This is a genomic window from Lacrimispora brassicae (assembly GCF_054772055.1).
The window spans coordinates 138,133-157,310 of record NZ_BRYH01000020.1; the positions used below are offsets into that span (position 1 = coordinate 138,133).

Consider the following 19,178-nt stretch of genomic DNA (forward strand, 5'->3'; position numbering starts at 1 on the left):
TTATTTCTGCCCATGTTTTCCGGGCGTTCCTCTTCCTGCACAAGTACCTGCCAGTATGCCGCAAGACCAGGCCCACTGCAGGTTATAGCCTCCGCAGATGCCGTCTACGTCAAGTATTTCCCCGGCCAGGTAAAGACCCTTAATAAGTTTTGATTCCATAGTATCCGGATCAACTTCCCTTGTATCAATGCCTCCGCTGCACACCTGGGCCTGATCAAAGGAATTGGATGCAAGGATTACGGTTTTCAACCCCTTTAAGGCAGAAGCCAGTTTGTTGATCTGGGAAGGCGAGATGTCTTTGACAACGGCTTCGTTCATGATACCGGCTTCCTTTAAAAGGATCCGTGCCAGCTTATGATTTAATACACCGTTTAAAAATTCCTCTGCCGGCCGGTACCCCAACCGCTTCACCCTTTCTGAAAGGAGCTGCCGGGTACTGTTAAAATCCATGGAAGGAAGGAAATCCAGGTCCGCTGTCACCTGTTGTCCTGCATCGATTCCTCTGGCGGCGAACCGGCTAACCTGGAAAACCGGAATGCCGGAGATCCCATAATCTGTAAACTGCAGCTCTCCCCTATCGGCTGCCACTGTTTTCCCGTCTATTTTAAGGGTCACAGAAGCCTCTGTCCTGACTCCGGCCGCCTGCTTGTACCATTTTCCCCTGCACCTAAGCTGTACCAAAGCCGGCAGGGGTTTAATAATTTTGTGGCCCAAAGTCTTTGCCAGTTCATAGCCGCTGCCATCGGAGCCTGTTTTGGGGGCTGCCATGGAGCCTGCCGCTAAAATAAGGGCATCTGCCCGTTTCTTTCCCTTGGAGGTTACGAGGGATAAATCCTTCCTTATCTCCTCTACCTGACAGTCGGTAATAATGGATACTCCCAGGTGATCCAGTTCAAATAACAATGCTTCCAGGACGGAGGCAGCCTGTCCGGAATTTGGATAGACGTATCCGTTCCGGTCTGTAAAAACAAGGCCAATATCCCGGAAGAATTCCAGAGTCTGTTCCACGGTGACATTCTCCAGCACCCTTTTTATAAACGACTGCTGGCCTCCCCGGTAAGCACCCTCAGGAAGTATGAGATTGGTTAAATTACATTTCCCGTTTCCCGTGGAAAGAAGCTTTTTCCCCGGCTTGGCCGTATGTTCTAAAACGGTAACAGAAGCGCCCTGTCTGGCTGCCTGGATCGCCGCTGTCAGACCGGAAGCTCCTGCTCCTATGATGATTACCTGTTGTTTCATAAAATCCTCCTGTATCCTCAGTCAGACCTATTGTATCCAATTTTCCTCTTCATGTAAAGCGGACATTCACATTCCCCTTTCCTCCATGCTTATGAACGCAAATCCCTTCGCTCCTTATCCGTGAGGATGGTTCTTTATCAAGTCCTTCTTTAACTTGTATAGGATTCCAGGTAATTAAATACCTCGATCATGGAAGAAAACCATATGCCATCCATTAATTTCCCCCGCTCTTCCTCGGGGAAATCAGTGATCGGCATATGGGTATAAAGACAGATGGTGGTTTTATCCTGGTAGAGGACGAGCAAATATCCGTCCTCTGAAACAAGATAATATTTTTCCTTGCTCTTTGCATTTACAGGCTCGGCCTCTACCTCTTCCTGGTTTATTACGATCTGCGCTTCCGTCACAGTTTCTGTTTCTATGGTTGCCCCCGGAAGGGCCTCCTCAGGCCTTACGCTGTCCTTTGTAATGGCAAAACCTATCCCCAGGCAGATGGCGGATGCCGCTACGAACAAAAGAAAGCAGAACATATACTTCTTCATGAGATGATACCTCCTTCAAGTAAGTATAGTATCTGCTTTCTTCTGGGTTTTAATCACAAAAGATGGAATTTTCTTGCAATACCCGCCAGCTTTCTCCCGCCCGGCACGCTTAAAAGCTCTGATTCGTTCACACAACGCAGCTTTAAAAGGAGGATTCCGTAAACAACCACCGCTACTGCTATGGCGGAAAGAACACCAAATACATTGCGCTTTAAGGTTAAATGCACCACAAAATAGGTGCCGTAAGCAGCCGCTCCCATGATCCCCGATGCCAGGATGGGAAGAATGAATGTTTTTTTCATTTCCTGCCTGTAATTTAAAAATCTTCGGATCGCACCTCCGTTTAAGATACACATGGTAAACGCAAACAGGATGTTGGAATACACCACGCTGTAGATTCCCAGCCGGAATCCAAAAAGCATAACGCACAGGATTATAACATGGAGGATCAGGGAAATGATCGCATTCCTTAATGGGATCTGCATCCGGTTGATGCCCTGCAGCACTCCGTTGGTCACTGTGGAAAGGGAGAAAAATACCACTGCCACAGACCCGTACATCATCATCTTAATAAGGGCTGAGTTGTCATTCCTACTGAACAACAGATTGCAGATGGGCCCTGCCAGAACCGTAAGGCCCACCGTAGCCGGTATGGCGATGAGCATGGAAAAACGGATCACCATGGAAACCTTGCTTTTTAACTGCCCCCTCTGCCCTTCTGCCATTGCTCTGGAAAGGGATGGGATGAGGGCAGAGGAAAGGGAATTGGCAATTGCCACCGGAATATTAAAAAGAAGCTGGTACTTTCCGATAACTCCCCAGTTGGAAGCGATCTCTGATGCTCCCATGCCCATGGCTGTCATGCCGTTTCCATAGATGCTGTTGTCTATGACTGTACTGATGTTGTAGGCCACACTGCTTAAAACAATGGGAAAAACGGTCATTAAAAGGGCGCTGGAAAGCTCCCCATAGGATTCCCGGCGTCTTGTCCTGTCCCTTCTTGCCTGCCTTTTCACGATGGGTAAATAGCCAAATAAAATGAAAAGGAGAAACAACAGGGCAGCCACGGCCCCTGCTCCTGTTCCAATGGTTCCTCCCGCCGCTCCAAGGGCAAAGGAGTATTCTGTGGATCCGTGAACCAGATTGGATTTAAGTCCTGCCTGAAACAGCCTGGAAGCCGCATAGACGCTGATGACCGCATTGACGATCTGTTCAAGCACCTGGGATATGGCTGTGGGAAGCATGGTTCCGATTCCCTGGAAATAGCCCCGGAACACGCCCAGATAAGCGATCACCCAAATAGTAGGAGCCAGTGTTTTTAAGGCATAGAACGTATAAGGCATTTTTAAAAAGCGGCTGGCAAATATATCCGCCCCAAACCAGAGCACAGCAGCCCCCAGCCCTCCTGCCACGGTTCCGTAAAACAGGGCGACATTTAACACCCGTACGGAGTTACGGTACTCCTTTCTTGCCAGCCTGGTTGCGATCATTTTGGACACTGCTGTCGGCAGGCTGTAAGATGATATAATCAAAAGAAGGGAATAAATCGTAAAAGCAGAGCTGTAATAGCCGTTTCCTTCATTTCCTAAAATATCCGCCAGAGGGATACGGTAAAACATGCCGATGACCCGGACGATGATTCCTGCCACCGCAAGGATGGCACCCTGGACCAGGAAATTGGAGGTTCCCTTCTTTGTTGGTTTTCTGCTTGTCCTATTCTTTTCCATATAATTTCACATTAGGAGAATCCTGCGCGGAAACAATGCACACCCAGGTTTTTCCCTGGTTCAGGATAATCTCGTTATTCTCCATGTCGTAATAATGTGTTGGGCCGAATTCCCCATCCTTGGTCCATTTTATGGGGATGGAACGGCCTTCCGTCACGTAACAGCCATAAGAGTCATCCTGTACGTTGATGTTTAAATATTCTGTCGTTGCATAATGGGCGGAAGGACAGTACTGCAGGATGATATTTTTCACTTTGATCTGTCCGCCATCCCCCTTGTGGGGCGCCCCATACTGGTACCTGTAATAAAGCCCGTCATCCTCATGGTATTCAAACCATGGCTTGTTGAGCACATAGCCGGGGTAGACCTTATAGGCATCGCTGACGCCGTTGGCTCCTTCCAGGGTCACCTTATGGCCGTCTCTTGCAAAGCGGTAGTGGCCACGGTAAGACGGGTCGTAGGTTTCTGAATAGCCAAGCTGAAGGATGGCTTTGTTTAAACGGTCCCCGCTGGTGTAAGCATTGTGAGGGGATTTCCGGTCTTTGGAACGGAAATACGCCACTGTGCCGATGGCATCCAGCCCGTTGATATGATCCACATTGGCAAGATAAGGCTTTGCAAAGGTGCTCTGTCCGTAATGGGCATAAATAGCGTCAAATTCACGGGCAAAATATGTATAATAGGTGCGGCAGCTCCTGACAGAGCCGATCCTGTCCAGATCATCGTAATTTTCTAAAATAGCCATGTAACGGTTCATTCCCCCTTCTGCCGGCGCTTCATAAACCACTCCGGCCTGGTTGATCCCGTATTGGGGAAGAGCTTCTTTGTCATTGCTCATCATAACTGCTACCGGCCTCCGGTTCCCCATGGCAGAACTCACCATCTCCCCGGTAAGAAAGCTTCGTATCAGCCCGTCTTTTTCGGTACGTTCTTCAAAGGTATAGTATTCACCGGAATTCGCCTCCGGCTCCTGGGCCGCTTCCGTGTTGCTGTTGATTATGATCTCTTTTGTTTCCGAGGCATTGGAGGTTTCCGCCGATTGTTCCGTGACCCATACTTCCTCATATTTTTTACTGCAGCCGAATAAAAAAGCGGCAGACAGCATGACGCCAGCGAATCCTAACCATACCTTTTTCATCATCTCGTATATCCTCCCCGGCTTAAGATTTCCTCCTGCTTCTTTTCCATGATCTCACGTTCTTCTTCTTCCATGTGATCATAGCCGCATAGATGAAGCATGCTGTGAGCAACTAAAAAAGCAAGCTCCCTTGTTTGGGAATGGCCGTATTTTTCTGCCTGTTCTTCTACCTTATCTACAGATATCACAATATCTCCCAGCAAAAGCTCTCCTGTTTCCGGATGAAAGCAGTCATCTCCTGTTTCTTCCAGATGCTCAAAATCAGAAGGCCTTTCATATTCGATCATTGGAAAGGAAAGGACATCCGTAGGGCTGTCAATATTCCGGTACTCCTTATTGATCTGGCGGATATCCTCATTAGCGGTAATGAGGACATTGACCTCCGCCTCATAAGGGCAGTCCTCATAATCCAGAGATGCTTCCACCACCCTTGCAATAATATCTTCATATGGGATGTCCAGCTTTTTTTCAGCCTCATATTCAATATTAATCGTCATAATGTGCCTTTCTGCCCCCAATGGCTTTTGTCTTTCCTTCGCCGGCCTTTTTCTTTGACTCAAAATCTTCATAAGCCTGTACAATCTTCTGTACCAGAGGATGACGGACCACGTCGCTGCTGGTTAAGTGGCAGAAACCGATGTCGTCAATTCTCTTTAATATCCGGGCCGCCATGTCAAGTCCTGATACGGTACCGGCAGGCAGATCTTTTTGTGTCTGGTCTCCTGTTACGATCACCTTTGATCCAAAGCCGATTCTGGTGAGGAACATCTTCATCTGGGCCGGAGTGGTATTCTGGGCTTCGTCAAGGATGATATAGGCATTGTCCAGGGTACGGCCTCTCATGTAAGCCAAAGGGGCCACCTCAATCAGACCTTTCTCCGCATTGTGAAGATAGCTTTCCGCTCCCATGATCTGATAGAGGGCGTCATATAAGGGCCTTAAGTAAGGATCTATTTTGCTTTGTAAGTCTCCTGGAAGAAAGCCCAGCTTTTCTCCTGCCTCAATGGCAGGCCTGGTCAGGATGATCCGGCTCACCTCTCCGTTTTTAAAAGCCTGGATGGCCATTGCCATGGCAAGATACGTCTTTCCGGTTCCTGCAGGCCCGATGCCGAATACGATCATCTTTTTTCTGATCTGATCCACATACTGTTTTTGTCCGAGAGTCTTGGGCTTTACCGGTTTTCCTGTAATGGTTCTGCAGATGATGTCCTTGTCGATTTCCAGGATCTGGCTGTCGCTTTCAGAAAATGACAGAGAGAGGGCATAATCTACATTTTGCTCTGTAATGGCATTTCCCCGTCTGGAAAGCTCGATCAGGTTATTGAATACGCTTTTTGCTTTCTGGACCATCTGTTCCGGACCTATGATCTTAAGGGCTCCATCCCGTCCGATCATGGTAACATGAAGGGTCCGTTCTATTTTCTTTAAGTAGCTGTCAAATTGTCCGCATACGTTTTTCTCGTGTTCGGCTGGGATGTCTATGATTGTCTCAATTACGCTCATTTAATGATTTGTCTCCTCCGGTTCCTCTGTTCTTTGTATCTTCAGCGCTGACCGCCTGCCTACAGGCTCCTCGGTTACAAAATCTATGGCAACCTGGCATAAAGATTCATTATCTAGTATTTTAACATGATTTTCCAGAATTTGTACCCCTTTTTCTAATAAATTTTTTTTGAACCTTTCGTTCATATCCTCGGCCAACTGTTTTTTCTCTTCCTCTGTATAAGGCCGCTCATAGGATATGTATTCTTGCCCTGTTATTTTACCGACATAAATAGGGAGATAGAAATTCTCGAATAAGTGAAGCTGGTCTTCTTCCATGGTTTGTTTCCATGAGGTTCCCTCCGGCCGCGGCCGTATGAGAAGAAAGGAAACATGGAAAGCTTTTATGTAATACCCTTTCCTGCTCTTTCCTGTCTCCACGTCGACTTTCCGGAAAAGGGGCATCTGTCTGGTGAAATGATATTCCGTTCTGGCCCTTATGTCCCCGTCGGAACGAACGTAGTGGGTGTTGACCACCTCTTCGCTGTCGCCGATAATGGGAATGATTCCGCTGACCAGAACCTGACCCTGTTCTACCGTATCGCCTATGGCTACCATTGGAACGCCGCTGCGCACAATCATGGAGGTAATTATCCCGTCTTTTTCCGCTACAATGTCACAGGGGGTTTCATCCTTTGCAGGGATTTCCGACAGCACTTCATTTTCTTTTATTTTAACCAAAAGGCGGGTTCCCGATACCCTTGCCGATACCCAGGTTATTTCTGGAAATTTGGAACGAAAGGTTTCTTCCAGAACATCACAATCGATTTTTGACTTTCTCATACCATATCGGATTTCTTCCGATTCACAGAATTTCAAAAGAGTGTCGTATGTATACATCCGGTTCCCGTCAAATTCAATGTCCCAGATAAACAGGGAAAGGGAATAAAGGATCAAAAAAAAGCTGGCAAACCCTGCTGCATATAGTTTTCTCCTTTTGTTCCTGTATAAAAAAAAAGGAAGTCCAAACTTTTTTAAAATCTTAAGTCTGACCTTCGATTTACGTACAAGAGGCTTCACTTTCCGGAACCCTTGTACCGTCATGAAAAGCTGGTAGGAATGCCCGGAATTTATGACTTTCCATAATTCAATTTCATGGACGCTGCACATATTAAGAAAACGTTCCGGGGAAAAGCCGGTCATTTCTATAGAAAGATAACCGAATAAATAATGATTCAGCCAAGCAAACACGTTATTACACCTCCAGTTTCCCTTTTTATTCAAATTCCAGGGATTTGATAAAACCGTTGATTTTCATTTCTTCATTGGTGTAATATTCAATCATCAGCCTGCTTCCGCCAATGATCACGCGGCAGTTTTTGGCCTGGAGTTTGATGGAACAGTCTGTATATAGGATAATGCTTCGGTAATTTTCTATTACAACGCTATGACGTCCCAGAAAAGATACAAGCACTTCTCCCAAAACCACATCTTTGGGGAGTTTTAAGGCGGAAGCTGCTTTTTCCTTTGATTCCTCAAACATAATCCCTTTTCTGCCCTTCTCTTTATATTCCTTTATACTATATGCAAATCAGATGCGGGAAATTCGTTGCAGTTCAGCCATGCCATTCATAATTTGGCGTGCAGAACGTATTTTTAAAGGAATATAGCTCTGGCATGACTGAATTGTAACAAAATTCCACAGCCTTAAAAGTCGAAAAAACCCCCGGTCACAGGGAATGGGACCAGGGATTCATCTTTAATTATTAGTTAAATTTACGTTTTCTTGCAGCTTCAGACTTTTTCTTACGTCTTACGCTTGGTTTTTCGTAATGTTCTCTCTTACGAATTTCCTGTTGGATACCTGCTTTTGCACAGTTTCTTTTGAATCTGCGTAAAGCACTATCTAAGGTCTCGTTGTCTTTAACGATAACATTTGACATAGCTCACACCTAACCTCCCTCCAGTTGTGTACTTGTGCATAATACAACTGTTTGGGTATTTTATAGCACTGATATGATTATAGCATAATTTTGCCATACGTCAAGAAAAATTTTCATTTTTGCGTATCAGTTAAGCTGCTCAGTAACAACTTCCGCAACTTTTTCAAGGCACGCATCCACTCCTGCCGGATTCTTTCCGCCTGCCTGAGCCATATTGGGACGTCCGCCGCCGCCACCGCCGACTAAGGACGCAATGGCTTTGATTAAGTTGCCTGCATGGGCTCCCTTTTTCTGGGCTTCATCCGTAACAGCAGCCATCAGATTCACCTTATTCTCCTGAATGGAGGCGATTACAATGACTCCTTCGCCTAATTTATCTTTTAGCTGATCACCAAGATTGCGGAGTCCGTTCATGTCAACATCCAGCACTTTAGTGGCAAGGACCTTTACTCCCTTTACCTCTTTTACCTGATCCATAACATTTCCAAGAGAGTCCTTGGCAAGCTTGCTTTTTAATTTTTCATTTTCAGAATGCAGGGTCTTTATCTCATCTAAAAGAGATTCAATTTTTACTGTCAGGGCTGAAGGCGTTGTCTTGACAGCCTTTGCCGCTTCATGAAGTTCTCTTTCGGTTTCCTGATAATAATGCATCAGGCCGTCTCCTGTCAGGGCTTCGATTCTCCTGACTCCGGCTGCGATGCCGGTTTCGGACAGGATCTTAAAGGAGCCGATGACTCCCGTATTATTAATATGGGTACCGCCGCAAAGCTCCGTGGAAAAATCCCCCATCTTTACTACGCGGACCGTATCGCCGTATTTTTCCCCAAACAGTGCCATGGCACCGGATTTTTTTGCGTCATCTAAAGACATGATTTCCGTTTTTACAGGAAGCGATTCCTTGATTTTCTCATTTACAAGAGTTTCCACCTGATGGATCTCCTCAGGCGTCATAGAGGAAAAGTGGGTGAAGTCGAAACGCAGCTTGTCCCCATCAACAAAGGAGCCGGCCTGTTCCACATGACTGCCCAGAACCGCTCTTAATGCCTTCTGAAGAAGGTGGGTAGCGCTGTGGTTCTTTCCCGTATTCTGGCGGTTGCCTTCACATACCTTTAAGGTGACCGCATCTCCGGTCTGCAGCATTCCCTTTGCCATCCTGCCTACATGGCCGACCTTTCCGCCCTGTAAATGGATGGTATCTTCTACTTTGAATTCGCCCTGATCACTTACGATATAGCCTACATCGCCCTGCTGGCCGCCCATGGTGCCGTAAAATACGGTCTGCTCTGTCACAATGGTTCCTGTCTCGCCGTCGGTAAGGGCCTCTGCTAAGTCTGTCTCTGTGGTGAGAACAAGAATCTTAGAGTCACAGGTGAGTTTGTCATAGCCGATGAACTCTGTTGTAATGGCCGGATCAATGGACTGATAAACGGTGACGTCGGCGCCCATGTAATTGGTAGTCTTTCTGGCATTTCTGGCTGTTTCTCTCTGCTTCTGCATGGCAGCCTTAAAGCCTTCCTCGTCCACTCCAAGCTTCTTCTCTTCCAGAATTTCCAGAGTCAGATCCAGGGGAAATCCGTAAGTATCATATAATTTAAAAGCGTTTTCGCCGGAAAGGATGGTGACCTTATTCTTTATCATCTCCTCTTCCAGTTCCCCAAGAATAGCAAGCCCCTGGTCAATGGTCTTATTAAACTTGTCTTCCTCCTGTGTTAAAACCTTAAGGATCATGGCTTTCTTTTCTTCCAGTTCCGGATACCCATCCTTGGACAGGTCAATCACGATGGCGGATAAGTCTGCAAGGAACTTTCCTTCAATGCCCAGAAGCCTTCCATGGCGGGCAGCTCTTCTTAAGAGACGGCGGAGAACATAGCCCCGTCCCTCATTGGAGGGCATAATGCCGTCGGAGATCATAAAGGTACAGGAACGAACGTGGTCAGTGATCAGACGAAGAGATACATCCACATTAGAATCCTTTTTGTATTCTGTCCCGGCCAGGGCAGCTACACGGTTTAAAAGGGCTTTTATGGTGTCAATATCAAAAATGGAATCCACATCCTGAACGACTACGGCCAGACGCTCCAGTCCCATTCCGGTATCAATGTTTTTCTGCTTTAATTCCTCATAGTTTCCATGACCGTCATTCTCAAACTGTGTGAATACATTATTCCACACTTCCATATAGCGGTCACATTCGCAGCCAACGGTACAGTCCGGTTTGCCGCAGCCATACTTTTCTCCCCTGTCATAGTAAATCTCAGAACAGGGGCCACAGGGACCTGCACCGTGCTCCCAGAAATTGTCTGCCTTTCCAAATCGGAAAATACGCTCGGCCGCAATGCCGATCTTCTTATTCCATATTTCGAAGGCCTCATCATCTTCCAGATATACGGATGGATACAGCCTGTCCGGGTCAAGTCCGACCACATCGGTCAAAAATTCCCATGACCAGTGAATGGCCTCATCTTTAAAATAGTCCCCAAAGGAAAAGTTTCCCAGCATCTCAAAGAAGGTGCCGTGGCGGGCTGTCTTGCCTACGTTCTCAATATCTCCTGTCCTGATACACTTCTGACAGGTAGTCACCCTTCTTCTTGGCGGAATCTCCTGGCCTGTAAAATATGGCTTAAGGGGAGCCATGCCCGAGTTGATCAATAACAAGCTGTTATCATTATGCGGAACCAGGGAGAAGCTTTTCATAGCCAGATGTCCCTTGCTTTCAAAAAATTCAAGGAACATTCTCCTCAGTTCGTTCACACCGTAGTTCTTCACGTTACTGTCCTCCGTTTGCTATTTTGTCTCTTTCGTCACGGTACCGTTATTCCCGGCATCCTTGTGATCTCTGTATTTCTTGCCGCAGACGATTCCGCCCCATGCAATAAACAGAAAAAACAGGAATTTGATTGCGGTCTCCAGTAAACTTGCAACTATTGCTGTCATATTTTTTTCCTCCCGAAAATTCATATAGTATCACTCATTTTACTATCCTATCATAAGGAATTTTATTTATCAAGATGTTGCAATAGATTTTTTTTGTTCAAATCAAATATTCCTTAGCAAGCATTGCTTGCTAAAATAAAAAAGTACGACAAATACCGTACTTTTTTACTGGCCTTCTCCCAAAGAAAGGACATCCATGTATTCCGCTACCAGATCATAGGCCCTCGCCCTTGTAGACTCAGTTAAGGAAGCGGTGTATTCAAGTTCTTCCAGGCTTCCGCCGCTGTATTTTTTAGCGGCCTCCTCTGCCTTTGCGTCTCTGCTTTTGATCCATTCCTGCTGCGATGTTTCAAGTGTTTTTCTGTCTTCCTCGTTTAGTCCTTGTAAAATGGCTGCATAAATGGCATTCTGCTCTCTGTCCCAAAGCTTAAGCTCTTTATCTACCAAAGCTTTCATGGAATAGGTATTGGAGTCTCCGGATTCCTCCCGCATCTTTTTGATCTGCGCATCCAGATCCAGCAAATGCTTTTGATAGTAGGCTGCTCCTTCGGAAGGAGCGGCAGCATTATACAGCTTATTTTTGGTATCCGGACTTATGGGAGACATGACAGTTTCCTCGATGGAAGACTCTTTGACGCTTTCCGCTGCCTGGGGAACCGTGTCTGCCTGGTCAGAAGCCGGAGCACTTTTCATCCGCAGTCCTGCTTCCGCCGGCTGGGACCTGTTCTCCTGAGCGGCCTCTGCCTTTGGAACAACAGCCGGACCGGTTTTCTTTAGCTTTGCTTCCTCTCCAGTGGCAGGCGCTTCCTGGGGCACATCCATATCCGCTGAAAACAGTTCCGGTGCTCCCCCATAGGCCTTTGCTTCCTCAGGAACTTCCGGGATTTCAGAGGTTGAAAGCCCGGTAATTTCCGCAGGATCCGCAACATTTTCCTTGCTCTTCACAAAGGCGGAAGTAGCAAGGGTTATGAGGATCCCAATAACCAGAATGCTTCCGATCACAATCCAAATTCCTCTATTTTTATTCATGAAATATCATCCTAACCTGTTTTGATAAAGTTAACATATCACAAATAAAAAAGAAAGAAAATAGAAATCCGCAATTAGTAAGACATTGTAAGAGATATGTAAGTTTTTGGTATTTCTCCATATTTGGAAACTCATATCCCTTCATCCACCAGCAGGTCATCTCCGTCTGCAGCGCTTGTGGCAAGCAAGTCACACCGTTCATTCTGAGGGTGACCGGCATGTCCCTTTACCCAGTGAAAAGTCACCTGATGAGGCGCCATGGCTTTTAACATCCGCTCCCACAGATCAATGTTCTTAACGGGGCCGCTTTTGCCCCTTTTCCAGTTGTTTTTCACCCAGTTTTCGATCCAATGCTGATTAAACGCATCCGTCACGTATTTGGAATCAGAGTATAGTTCCACCTGGCAGGGCCTGGTAAGAGCCTCCAGACCTGCAACGGCTGCCATGAGTTCCATACGGTTGTTGGTAGTTTTTTTATATCCTGCCGACATGGTTTTTTCGTGGAGCTGCCCTTTGGAATCCGTAAACTGCAAAACCGCGCCATAGCCTCCCGGCCCGTCGGGGTTTCCTCTTGCAGCTCCGTCGGTAAATAATAGTACTTTCGTCACTTTCTGTTGTTCTCCTTATCTATCCCATTTATCACATAAAGAATTAATCTGATCTGCAAATTTGGCAAGATCCTTGTTGGCTCCGCCTTCGTTATGACGGATAACCTGCAAAAGCCTTTCGCCGGCAGCAAAAAGCCTTCCATAAACGCCCGCCGGCTTTTTTGAGACCTCAGGCCCTTTAACCACTGCAACGCCCTCTGTTTCACTGAGCCACCTGCCTATGGAAAGATCATAAACAGAACCGGAATAAGGAGCCTTTGCCCTGTATCCGTCCTTTTCAAGGAGCTGTTCAAAAGAGTTGCAAACCACATCATCGCCGTGTACCAGAAATACTTGTCGCGGTTTTTCTTCAAATGCGTTCAACCAGGCAATCAGTCCTTCCATATCTGCGTGGGAACTCATCCCATCCATTTGTTCTATATGGGCCTCCACCTGAATGGTTTCGCCAAACAGCCTTACTTCGCTGCAGCCCTCCACCAGGCATCTTCCCAGGGTCCCTATGGACTGATATCCGGTAAAAATGATGGTGCATTCCTGTCTCCATAAATTATGCTTTAAGTGATGGCGGATACGGCCTGCATCACACATGCCTGCCGCTGATATGATCACTTTTGGTTTTGAATTAAAATTAATGTTCCTGGATTCCTCGCTGGTAACCGACAGTTTAAGGCCTGGAAAGGATATGGGGTTAATCCCTTTCATTACCAGTTCCTTTGTTTCTTCATCATAGCAGTCTACCAGGTTATTTTTAAAAACCTGGGTCGCTTCCACTGCCAGAGGGCTGTCGACATAAACCTCAAACCCATTATGCCCGGCCACCAGATTCTCCGCCTTGATGCGGCGGAACATATAAAGGAGCTCCTGGGTTCTTCCCACTGCAAAAGCCGGTATCACCACGTTTCCGCCTCTGTCCAGGGTCTTCTGGACAATGCCTGCAAGGATGGAAACATGGTCCGGGATCACCCCGTGAAGCCGGTCACCGTAGGTGCATTCCATGACCACATAATCCGCTTCCTTAATGTACCCGGGGTCCCGGATCAGGGGTTTGTTCTTATTGCCAATATCACCGGAAAATACGATTTTTTTAGAAGTTCTTCCTTCTGTGATCCAGATTTCAATTGAGGCGGAACCAAGAAGATGGCCTACATCTATGAAGCGGATTGTAATGCCATCCTCCAGTTCTGCCTTTTCATTATAATTGTAGGAATGAAACAGCTCCAGCACGCCCATAGCGTCATTGACCCCGTACAGAGGTTCTTCTTCCGGAAGGCCCGCCCGCCTGGCTTTTCTATTCTTCCATTCCGTTTCCGACTCCTGAATGTGGGCACTGTCTTTGAGCATAATGCCGCAAAGGTCGGCGGTGGCCACGGTAGAAATCACCTGTCCCCGGAAGCCTCTTGCATAGAGGAAAGGAAGCATCCCTGCATGATCAATGTGGGCATGGGTTAATAAAACGTAATCGATTTCCGCATAACTGACCGGCAGATCCACATTTTCAAATTTATCAATCCCCTGCTCCATGCCGCAGTCCACAAGGATTTTAAAACCGGCAGCTTCCAGATAATGACAGCTTCCGGTTACCTCGCGGGCTGCGCCGATGAACATTAATTTCATATAAGCCCTCCTTTTGTACCTGTTTTTTCTATTATACCATTAATTTAGATAATAATGCAAATCATACCGCCATTACTATCGTTAATAATTTTTTGGAGGGTGTCCTGAAGTTTTATTTGACAGTCTTCCGTAAGCTGGGAAACCTTGGCCTGAATGCCGTCTTCCACGATCTGTTCAATGGATTTTCCGAAAATGTTGGTATTCCAAATACCTTCTTCGCTATCTCTTGCATTTTCTTTGATATAGGCGATCAAATCCTCTGCCTGCTGTTCGCTTCCCACAATTGGGGCAATTTCCGTCTGGATACGGGCCTTGATTAAGTTGATGGAAGGAGCCTCTGCCCGCATTTTTACGCCGTATTTATTTCCGTGCTTGATGACTTCCGGTTCATCCAGTATAATTTCTGACCGTTCCGGGGTGACGATCCCATAACCCTTGAAACGGACCTGGCTCATGGCCTGGTTGACCTTTTCGTATTCTGCCTTCATTTTAGCAAGCTCGCTTAAGGTCTGCATCAACTGATATTCTCCCTCAATAGGAAGCCCTACATAATCGCTTAAAATCTGATAGTAATAGCTGTCATCCACATCCATGGCAAGGTCAACGCTGCCGTCCGCCATATTCATTTTCTGGACTTTGATGGATCGGACACTATCTGCTGATCCGTCAAATAAGTCTGAGGATACGTCTTTCATATGGGATACCTTTTTTACCATATCCTTTGCAGCCTGGATCACCTGGGCTTTCAGCCAGTGGGTGGTAGGAAGGATTTCAAGCCATTTTGGAATGAAGAAATCCATTTCCGTCACAGGGAATTCTTTTAATACCCGATCCAGGATATTGTTTACGTCTTCCTTTTTCAACTGTTCACAGTTAATGGGCATGACTGTCACCCCATATTTCTGGCTAATATCCTTTGAGAGGGCCGTGGTTTCATCAGAATACGGCTTTGTAGAATTAAGCAGGATGATAAACGGTTTTCCCAGGCTTTTCAATTCCTGTACGGTGCGTTCTTCTGCTGCTATGTAGTTGGGACGCTTTAATTCCCCGATGGAACCGTCTGTGGTGATGACTACGCCAATGGTGGAATGGTCATTGATGACCTTTCTGGTTCCGATTTCTGCCGCTTTTGTAAAAGGAATCTCATAATCAAACCAGGGCGTTTTCACAAGCCGCTCTTCGTCGTTTTCAATGTGGCCGGCAGCACCGTCTACCATAAAGCCGACACAGTCAATCAAGCGGACTTTTGTTTCGATCTCATCTCCCAGGCGGATGGTGGCAGCTTCTTTGGGGATGAATTTCGGTTCCGTGGTCATGATGGTTTTTCCTGCCGCGCTCTGGGGCAGTTCGTCCCTTGTCTGAGTTTTCTGGTGTTCATCCTCCATGCCCGGCAGAACCATTAATTCCATAAAACGCTTGATAAAAGTCGATTTTCCTGTTCTTACCGGCCCCACAACTCCAATGTAAATTTCTCCGTTGGTTCGGGCTTTGATATCATTGTATACGTTATAATTGTCCATAAAGATTCCCCCTTCTGTGCTGTTATACTATATGCAGGGGAGAAAGGATTATTCCCTTTTCTTTTTTACGCTGTTTCCTGCATATTTCCCTGTGATTCCATTCACCTTATATAATCATATTTAAACCGGCGAAAATGGGGAAAATGAAGGATGGCAAAACCGCTTTTACGCTTCTTTTGCCATCCTTTATATACCTGTGGTCCTGATTTTTATCACTCACGTTGTTTGATGCTATCAGTGGGATTCTGTCTGGTTAAATCCATGGGAAAGAGGCTTCATCGCTTCCACCGCCGCCCGTTCAATTGCCAGCCCTTTGGTATAACGCTCCATAAATACCTCAAATCCGGCTGCATCCTTTGGATCCGGCATTACCTGATTTCCGCTCTCGCCGGAAAATACCCGGTTTTCAAGATAATGCTCCAATGTTTCCCCTTCTTCTTTGTGGATCATATAGGAAGCCAGAAGAGCAATTCCCCAGGCTCCCCCTTCTCCGGCTGTGTCCATTACGGAAACCGGCACATTCACTGCCGCTGCCATTACGCTCTGCCCCACGCCTTTCGTCTTAAACAGTCCTCCGTGACCAAACAGCAGATCCAGCTTTACTCCTTCCTTCTTAAAGAGGATATCCATTCCTGTCTTTAGTGCCCCCAAAGAAGTAAACAAGTGGACCCTGATGAAATTGGCCAGATTGAACCGGCTGTCAGGCATGCGCACAAACAGGGGCCTTCCTTCGTCAAATCCGGTTATATGCTCTCCTGCCAAGTAACCGTAAGACAAAAGCCCTCCGCAGTCTCTATCTCCTTTCAATGCCAGATTATATAATACCGAAAACATCTGCCCGGTGTCCGCCTTAACGCCCATGGCCTCCAGAAACTCTCCCAGCAAAGACACCCATGCGTTTAAATCTGAGGTACAGTTGTTGCAATGTACCATCCCTACCAGATCCCCAGCAGGGGTGGTGACCAGGTCGATTTCCTCATAAACATAGGTCAGCTCCTTTTCCAGTACGATCATGGAAAATACACTGGTACCGGCGGATACATTGCCGGTCCTTGGCCTCACACTGTTTGTAGCCGCCATGCCTGTTCCTGCATCACCTTCCGGCGGACAAAGGGGAATGCCATGTGTTAACCGGCCGGAAGGATCCAGAAGCCGGGCACCTTTTGGTGTTAAAACACCGGCATTTTCCCCGGCTGATAATACCTTCGGTAAAATATCACAAAGCTTCCAGGAATATCCCGCCTCTGCAGCCAACTGGTCAAACTGGCCAAGCATCCGGCTGTTGTAATCCCGGGTCTGGATATCAATTGGGAACATCCCGGATGCATCTCCTACTCCCAATACTTTTTGCCCGGTAAGGATCCAGTGAACATAACCGGACAAAGTCGTCAAAAACCCCATATCCTTTACATGGTCTTCCTGATTCAGCATGGCCTGATACAGATGGGCAATGCTCCATCTCTGGGGAATGGGATAAGCAAAAGTTTCCGTCAGTCTGGCAGACGCTTCTCCGGTTATGGTATTGCGCCAGGTCCGGAAGGGAGCAAGCTGCTTCCCATGGGCATCAAATACCAGATAGCCGTGCATCATGCCGCTGATTCCCAGGGAACCTAAAACAGTCAGTTCCACACCGTATGTTTTCTTTACATCCTCTGCCAGGTCCCGGTAACAGCCGGTGAGCCCTTTTTTTACTTCCTCCAGGCCGTAAGTCCAGATCCGGTCCTCAAACCGGTTTTCCCAGTCATAGCCTCCGGAAGCGAGAGGAACATGGTCTTCCCCAATCAGCACAGCCTTGATCCTGGTAGAACCAAGCTCGATCCCCAGAGAAGTTCTTCCGTTTCCAATGGCTTCTCTGATCGCAGCAATATCCAAATCCATAAGTCGCCCTCCACCCTACACGGTAAACAACGGCCAGGCCATATCAAGAGCCTCTTTGACCGCCGTATATTTTTTGAATTTCTTCAGATACAGTTTGTGCTTTTCCATATCCGGCATTACCCTTTTTTCCACATGAACCATATTTCGGGCAGCTTCTTCATAGTCTGCAAATCTTCCTGCAGCCACAGTCGCTGCCATGGCACAGCCCAATGCTCCCAATTCCTTTGCTTTGATGGTTTCAATGGGAATTCCCAGAATATCCGCAAACATCTGGACCCATACTGGAGAATTCACAACCCCGCCTGCCATACGGATGGCTTCCGGCTTCTCCCTTACTTTAAGCAGATTATCGATGTGGGTTTTATGAGAATATACGACTCCCTCATAAACAGCTCTGATAATATGGGCGTTTTTATGGTATGTAGTAAGTCCCACCAGACTTCCCTTCCCCAAGGGGTGTGCATTGGAGCTATAAAGGAAGGGCAGAAAATATACATCGCATTCTTCCGGCAAAACCGACTGGACCTGACGGTTTAAAAAGTCATATCTGATTTCCCCTTCCTGCATCCCGTTAAAATCAATCAGGTTCTCCATGCACCATTCCAAATTTCCCGCAGAGGTGGCACTGCACTCTTCCAGAAGATAATACCCCGGCATGGCAAACAGAGAATTCATGGCAACCGGGCCATGAAGCACCGGTTCTTCTGCGATAAATTCATTAATGCTCCAGGTACCTGCGATGGTGCAGAGCCGCTCCGGCTTTGTAATATCCATTGCAATGGCGCAGGCATCTATGTCAAACATCCCGCCTGCTACCGGTGTCCCTTCCAAAAGGCCGGTTCTTTCCGCCGCTTCACAAGTCAGCTTCCCGCACAGATCATAGGAGTACTTAAGAGGTGCCAGCTTTTCATACACTTCTCCGATCCCATAGGACTCCAATAGTTCTCTGTCGAAAACCTTATCCCGAACATTGAGAAGACCGGAGCCGGAAATATCGGTGGCTTCGCAATATGCTTCCCCTGTGAGCCGGAAACGGATATAATCCTTCACCGAAAATACCCACCGGATATTGTCATAAGCATCTCTGTTATGGTCTTTCAGCCAGGCAAGCAGGGCTGCCTGCTGACAGGGCATAAGCTGCTGGCATATCCGCTCATATACATGCTCAAAGACTCCGTTTTTATACCATTTCTCCGTATATTCCCAAGCCCTGGTATCAGTCGATACAATTCCCCTATAGGCCGGGCGGTCATCCCTGCCCCATGCATATAAGCCTTTGCCGTGTCCGCACACCGATACCCCAATGATATCCCCGGGACTGATACCGGCATTTTCCACTGTTTTTTTCATGCAGAGAAGGTTATTCTCCCATAACAGATCCATATCCCGCTCTGTATAACCGGATTTTGGAGTTTCTACCGGCGTGCTGGCTGAAAATGCACTGATCTGATTTCCCTTGAGATCAAATATAGCGGCTTTTGTGGCAGTCCCCCCATTATCCAGGCCCATTACATATTGATTCAT

17 protein-coding genes are annotated in these 19,178 nt (G+C 47.0%); all 17 read right to left on the reverse strand.

Annotation, left to right across the window (positions count from 1 at the left end; all coding sequences use genetic code 11):
* The 17 genes from ACYVD3_RS09830 to ACYVD3_RS09910 all read right to left on the reverse strand — a co-directional run bounded on the left by ACYVD3_RS09830 (position 1) and on the right by ACYVD3_RS09910 (position 19,178).
* Positions 1–1,239 (reverse strand): BaiN/RdsA family NAD(P)/FAD-dependent oxidoreductase, encoded by a 1,239-nt coding sequence (locus tag ACYVD3_RS09830; RefSeq protein ID WP_460642326.1) that lies wholly within the window; start codon positions 1,237–1,239, stop codon positions 1–3.
* A gap of 149 nt (positions 1,240–1,388) precedes the next feature.
* Positions 1,389–1,781, reverse strand: a complete 393-nt coding sequence (locus ACYVD3_RS09835; protein ID WP_460642327.1) for a hypothetical protein — start codon at positions 1,779–1,781, stop codon at positions 1,389–1,391.
* Between the two features lie 53 nt (positions 1,782–1,834).
* Complete coding sequence (locus ACYVD3_RS09840; protein WP_460642328.1) at positions 1,835–3,508, reverse strand: putative polysaccharide biosynthesis protein; 1,674 nt, start codon at positions 3,506–3,508, stop codon at positions 1,835–1,837.
* Positions 3,495–4,649: a DUF3048 domain-containing protein gene (locus ACYVD3_RS09845; RefSeq protein WP_460642329.1), complete on the reverse strand. Its 1,155-nt coding sequence runs from the start codon at positions 4,647–4,649 to the stop codon at positions 3,495–3,497. The genes ACYVD3_RS09840 and ACYVD3_RS09845 overlap by 14 nt, the downstream gene beginning before the upstream one ends.
* The gene (gene ybeY / locus ACYVD3_RS09850) at positions 4,646–5,143 is read right to left on the reverse strand and encodes an rRNA maturation RNase YbeY (RefSeq protein ID WP_460642330.1); all 498 of its coding nucleotides are present in this window, start codon (positions 5,141–5,143) and stop codon (positions 4,646–4,648) included. Before ybeY ends, ACYVD3_RS09845 begins: the two co-directional genes overlap by 4 nt.
* Positions 5,133–6,149: a PhoH family protein gene (locus ACYVD3_RS09855; RefSeq protein WP_460642331.1), complete on the reverse strand. Its 1,017-nt coding sequence runs from the start codon at positions 6,147–6,149 to the stop codon at positions 5,133–5,135. Before ACYVD3_RS09855 ends, ybeY begins: the two co-directional genes overlap by 11 nt.
* Positions 6,150–7,379, reverse strand: a complete 1,230-nt coding sequence (gene yqfD, locus ACYVD3_RS09860; RefSeq protein ID WP_460642332.1) for a sporulation protein YqfD — start codon at positions 7,377–7,379, stop codon at positions 6,150–6,152.
* 25 nt (positions 7,380–7,404) lie between these two features.
* Positions 7,405–7,671: a YabP/YqfC family sporulation protein gene (locus ACYVD3_RS09865; RefSeq protein ID WP_013272738.1), complete on the reverse strand. Its 267-nt coding sequence runs from the start codon at positions 7,669–7,671 to the stop codon at positions 7,405–7,407.
* Positions 7,672–7,894: 223 nt separating this feature from the next.
* Positions 7,895–8,071 carry a 30S ribosomal protein S21 gene (gene rpsU / locus ACYVD3_RS09870; RefSeq protein WP_004613829.1) on the reverse strand — a complete coding sequence of 59 codons (177 nt, stop codon included), beginning with the start codon at positions 8,069–8,071 and terminating at the stop codon, positions 7,895–7,897.
* Between the two features lie 126 nt (positions 8,072–8,197).
* The gene (gene alaS, locus ACYVD3_RS09875) at positions 8,198–10,804 is read right to left on the reverse strand and encodes an alanine--tRNA ligase (RefSeq protein WP_460642395.1); all 2,607 of its coding nucleotides are present in this window, start codon (positions 10,802–10,804) and stop codon (positions 8,198–8,200) included.
* 51 nt (positions 10,805–10,855) lie between these two features.
* Entirely contained in the window at positions 10,856–11,005 is a 150-nt protein-coding gene (locus ACYVD3_RS09880) for a hypothetical protein (RefSeq protein ID WP_460642333.1), read from the reverse strand.
* A gap of 165 nt (positions 11,006–11,170) precedes the next feature.
* The gene (locus ACYVD3_RS09885; RefSeq protein WP_460642334.1) at positions 11,171–12,034 is read right to left on the reverse strand and encodes a lysozyme inhibitor LprI family protein; all 864 of its coding nucleotides are present in this window, start codon (positions 12,032–12,034) and stop codon (positions 11,171–11,173) included.
* 131 nt (positions 12,035–12,165) lie between these two features.
* On the reverse strand, positions 12,166–12,642 hold the full coding sequence (gene rnhA / locus ACYVD3_RS09890) for a ribonuclease HI (RefSeq protein ID WP_460642335.1): 477 nt from the start codon (positions 12,640–12,642) through the stop codon (positions 12,166–12,168).
* A gap of 15 nt (positions 12,643–12,657) precedes the next feature.
* Positions 12,658–14,256 (reverse strand): MBL fold metallo-hydrolase RNA specificity domain-containing protein, encoded by a 1,599-nt coding sequence (locus ACYVD3_RS09895; RefSeq protein WP_460642336.1) that lies wholly within the window; start codon positions 14,254–14,256, stop codon positions 12,658–12,660.
* Positions 14,257–14,300: 44 nt separating this feature from the next.
* Entirely contained in the window at positions 14,301–15,776 is a 1,476-nt protein-coding gene (gene spoIVA / locus ACYVD3_RS09900; protein WP_460642337.1) for a stage IV sporulation protein A, read from the reverse strand.
* A 234-nt stretch (positions 15,777–16,010) separates the two neighbouring features.
* Positions 16,011–17,654 (reverse strand): xylulokinase, encoded by a 1,644-nt coding sequence (locus ACYVD3_RS09905; RefSeq protein ID WP_460642338.1) that lies wholly within the window; start codon positions 17,652–17,654, stop codon positions 16,011–16,013.
* 15 nt (positions 17,655–17,669) lie between these two features.
* A complete protein-coding gene (locus tag ACYVD3_RS09910; RefSeq protein ID WP_460642339.1) occupies positions 17,670–19,178 on the reverse strand; it encodes an FGGY-family carbohydrate kinase in 1,509 nt (502 codons plus the stop codon).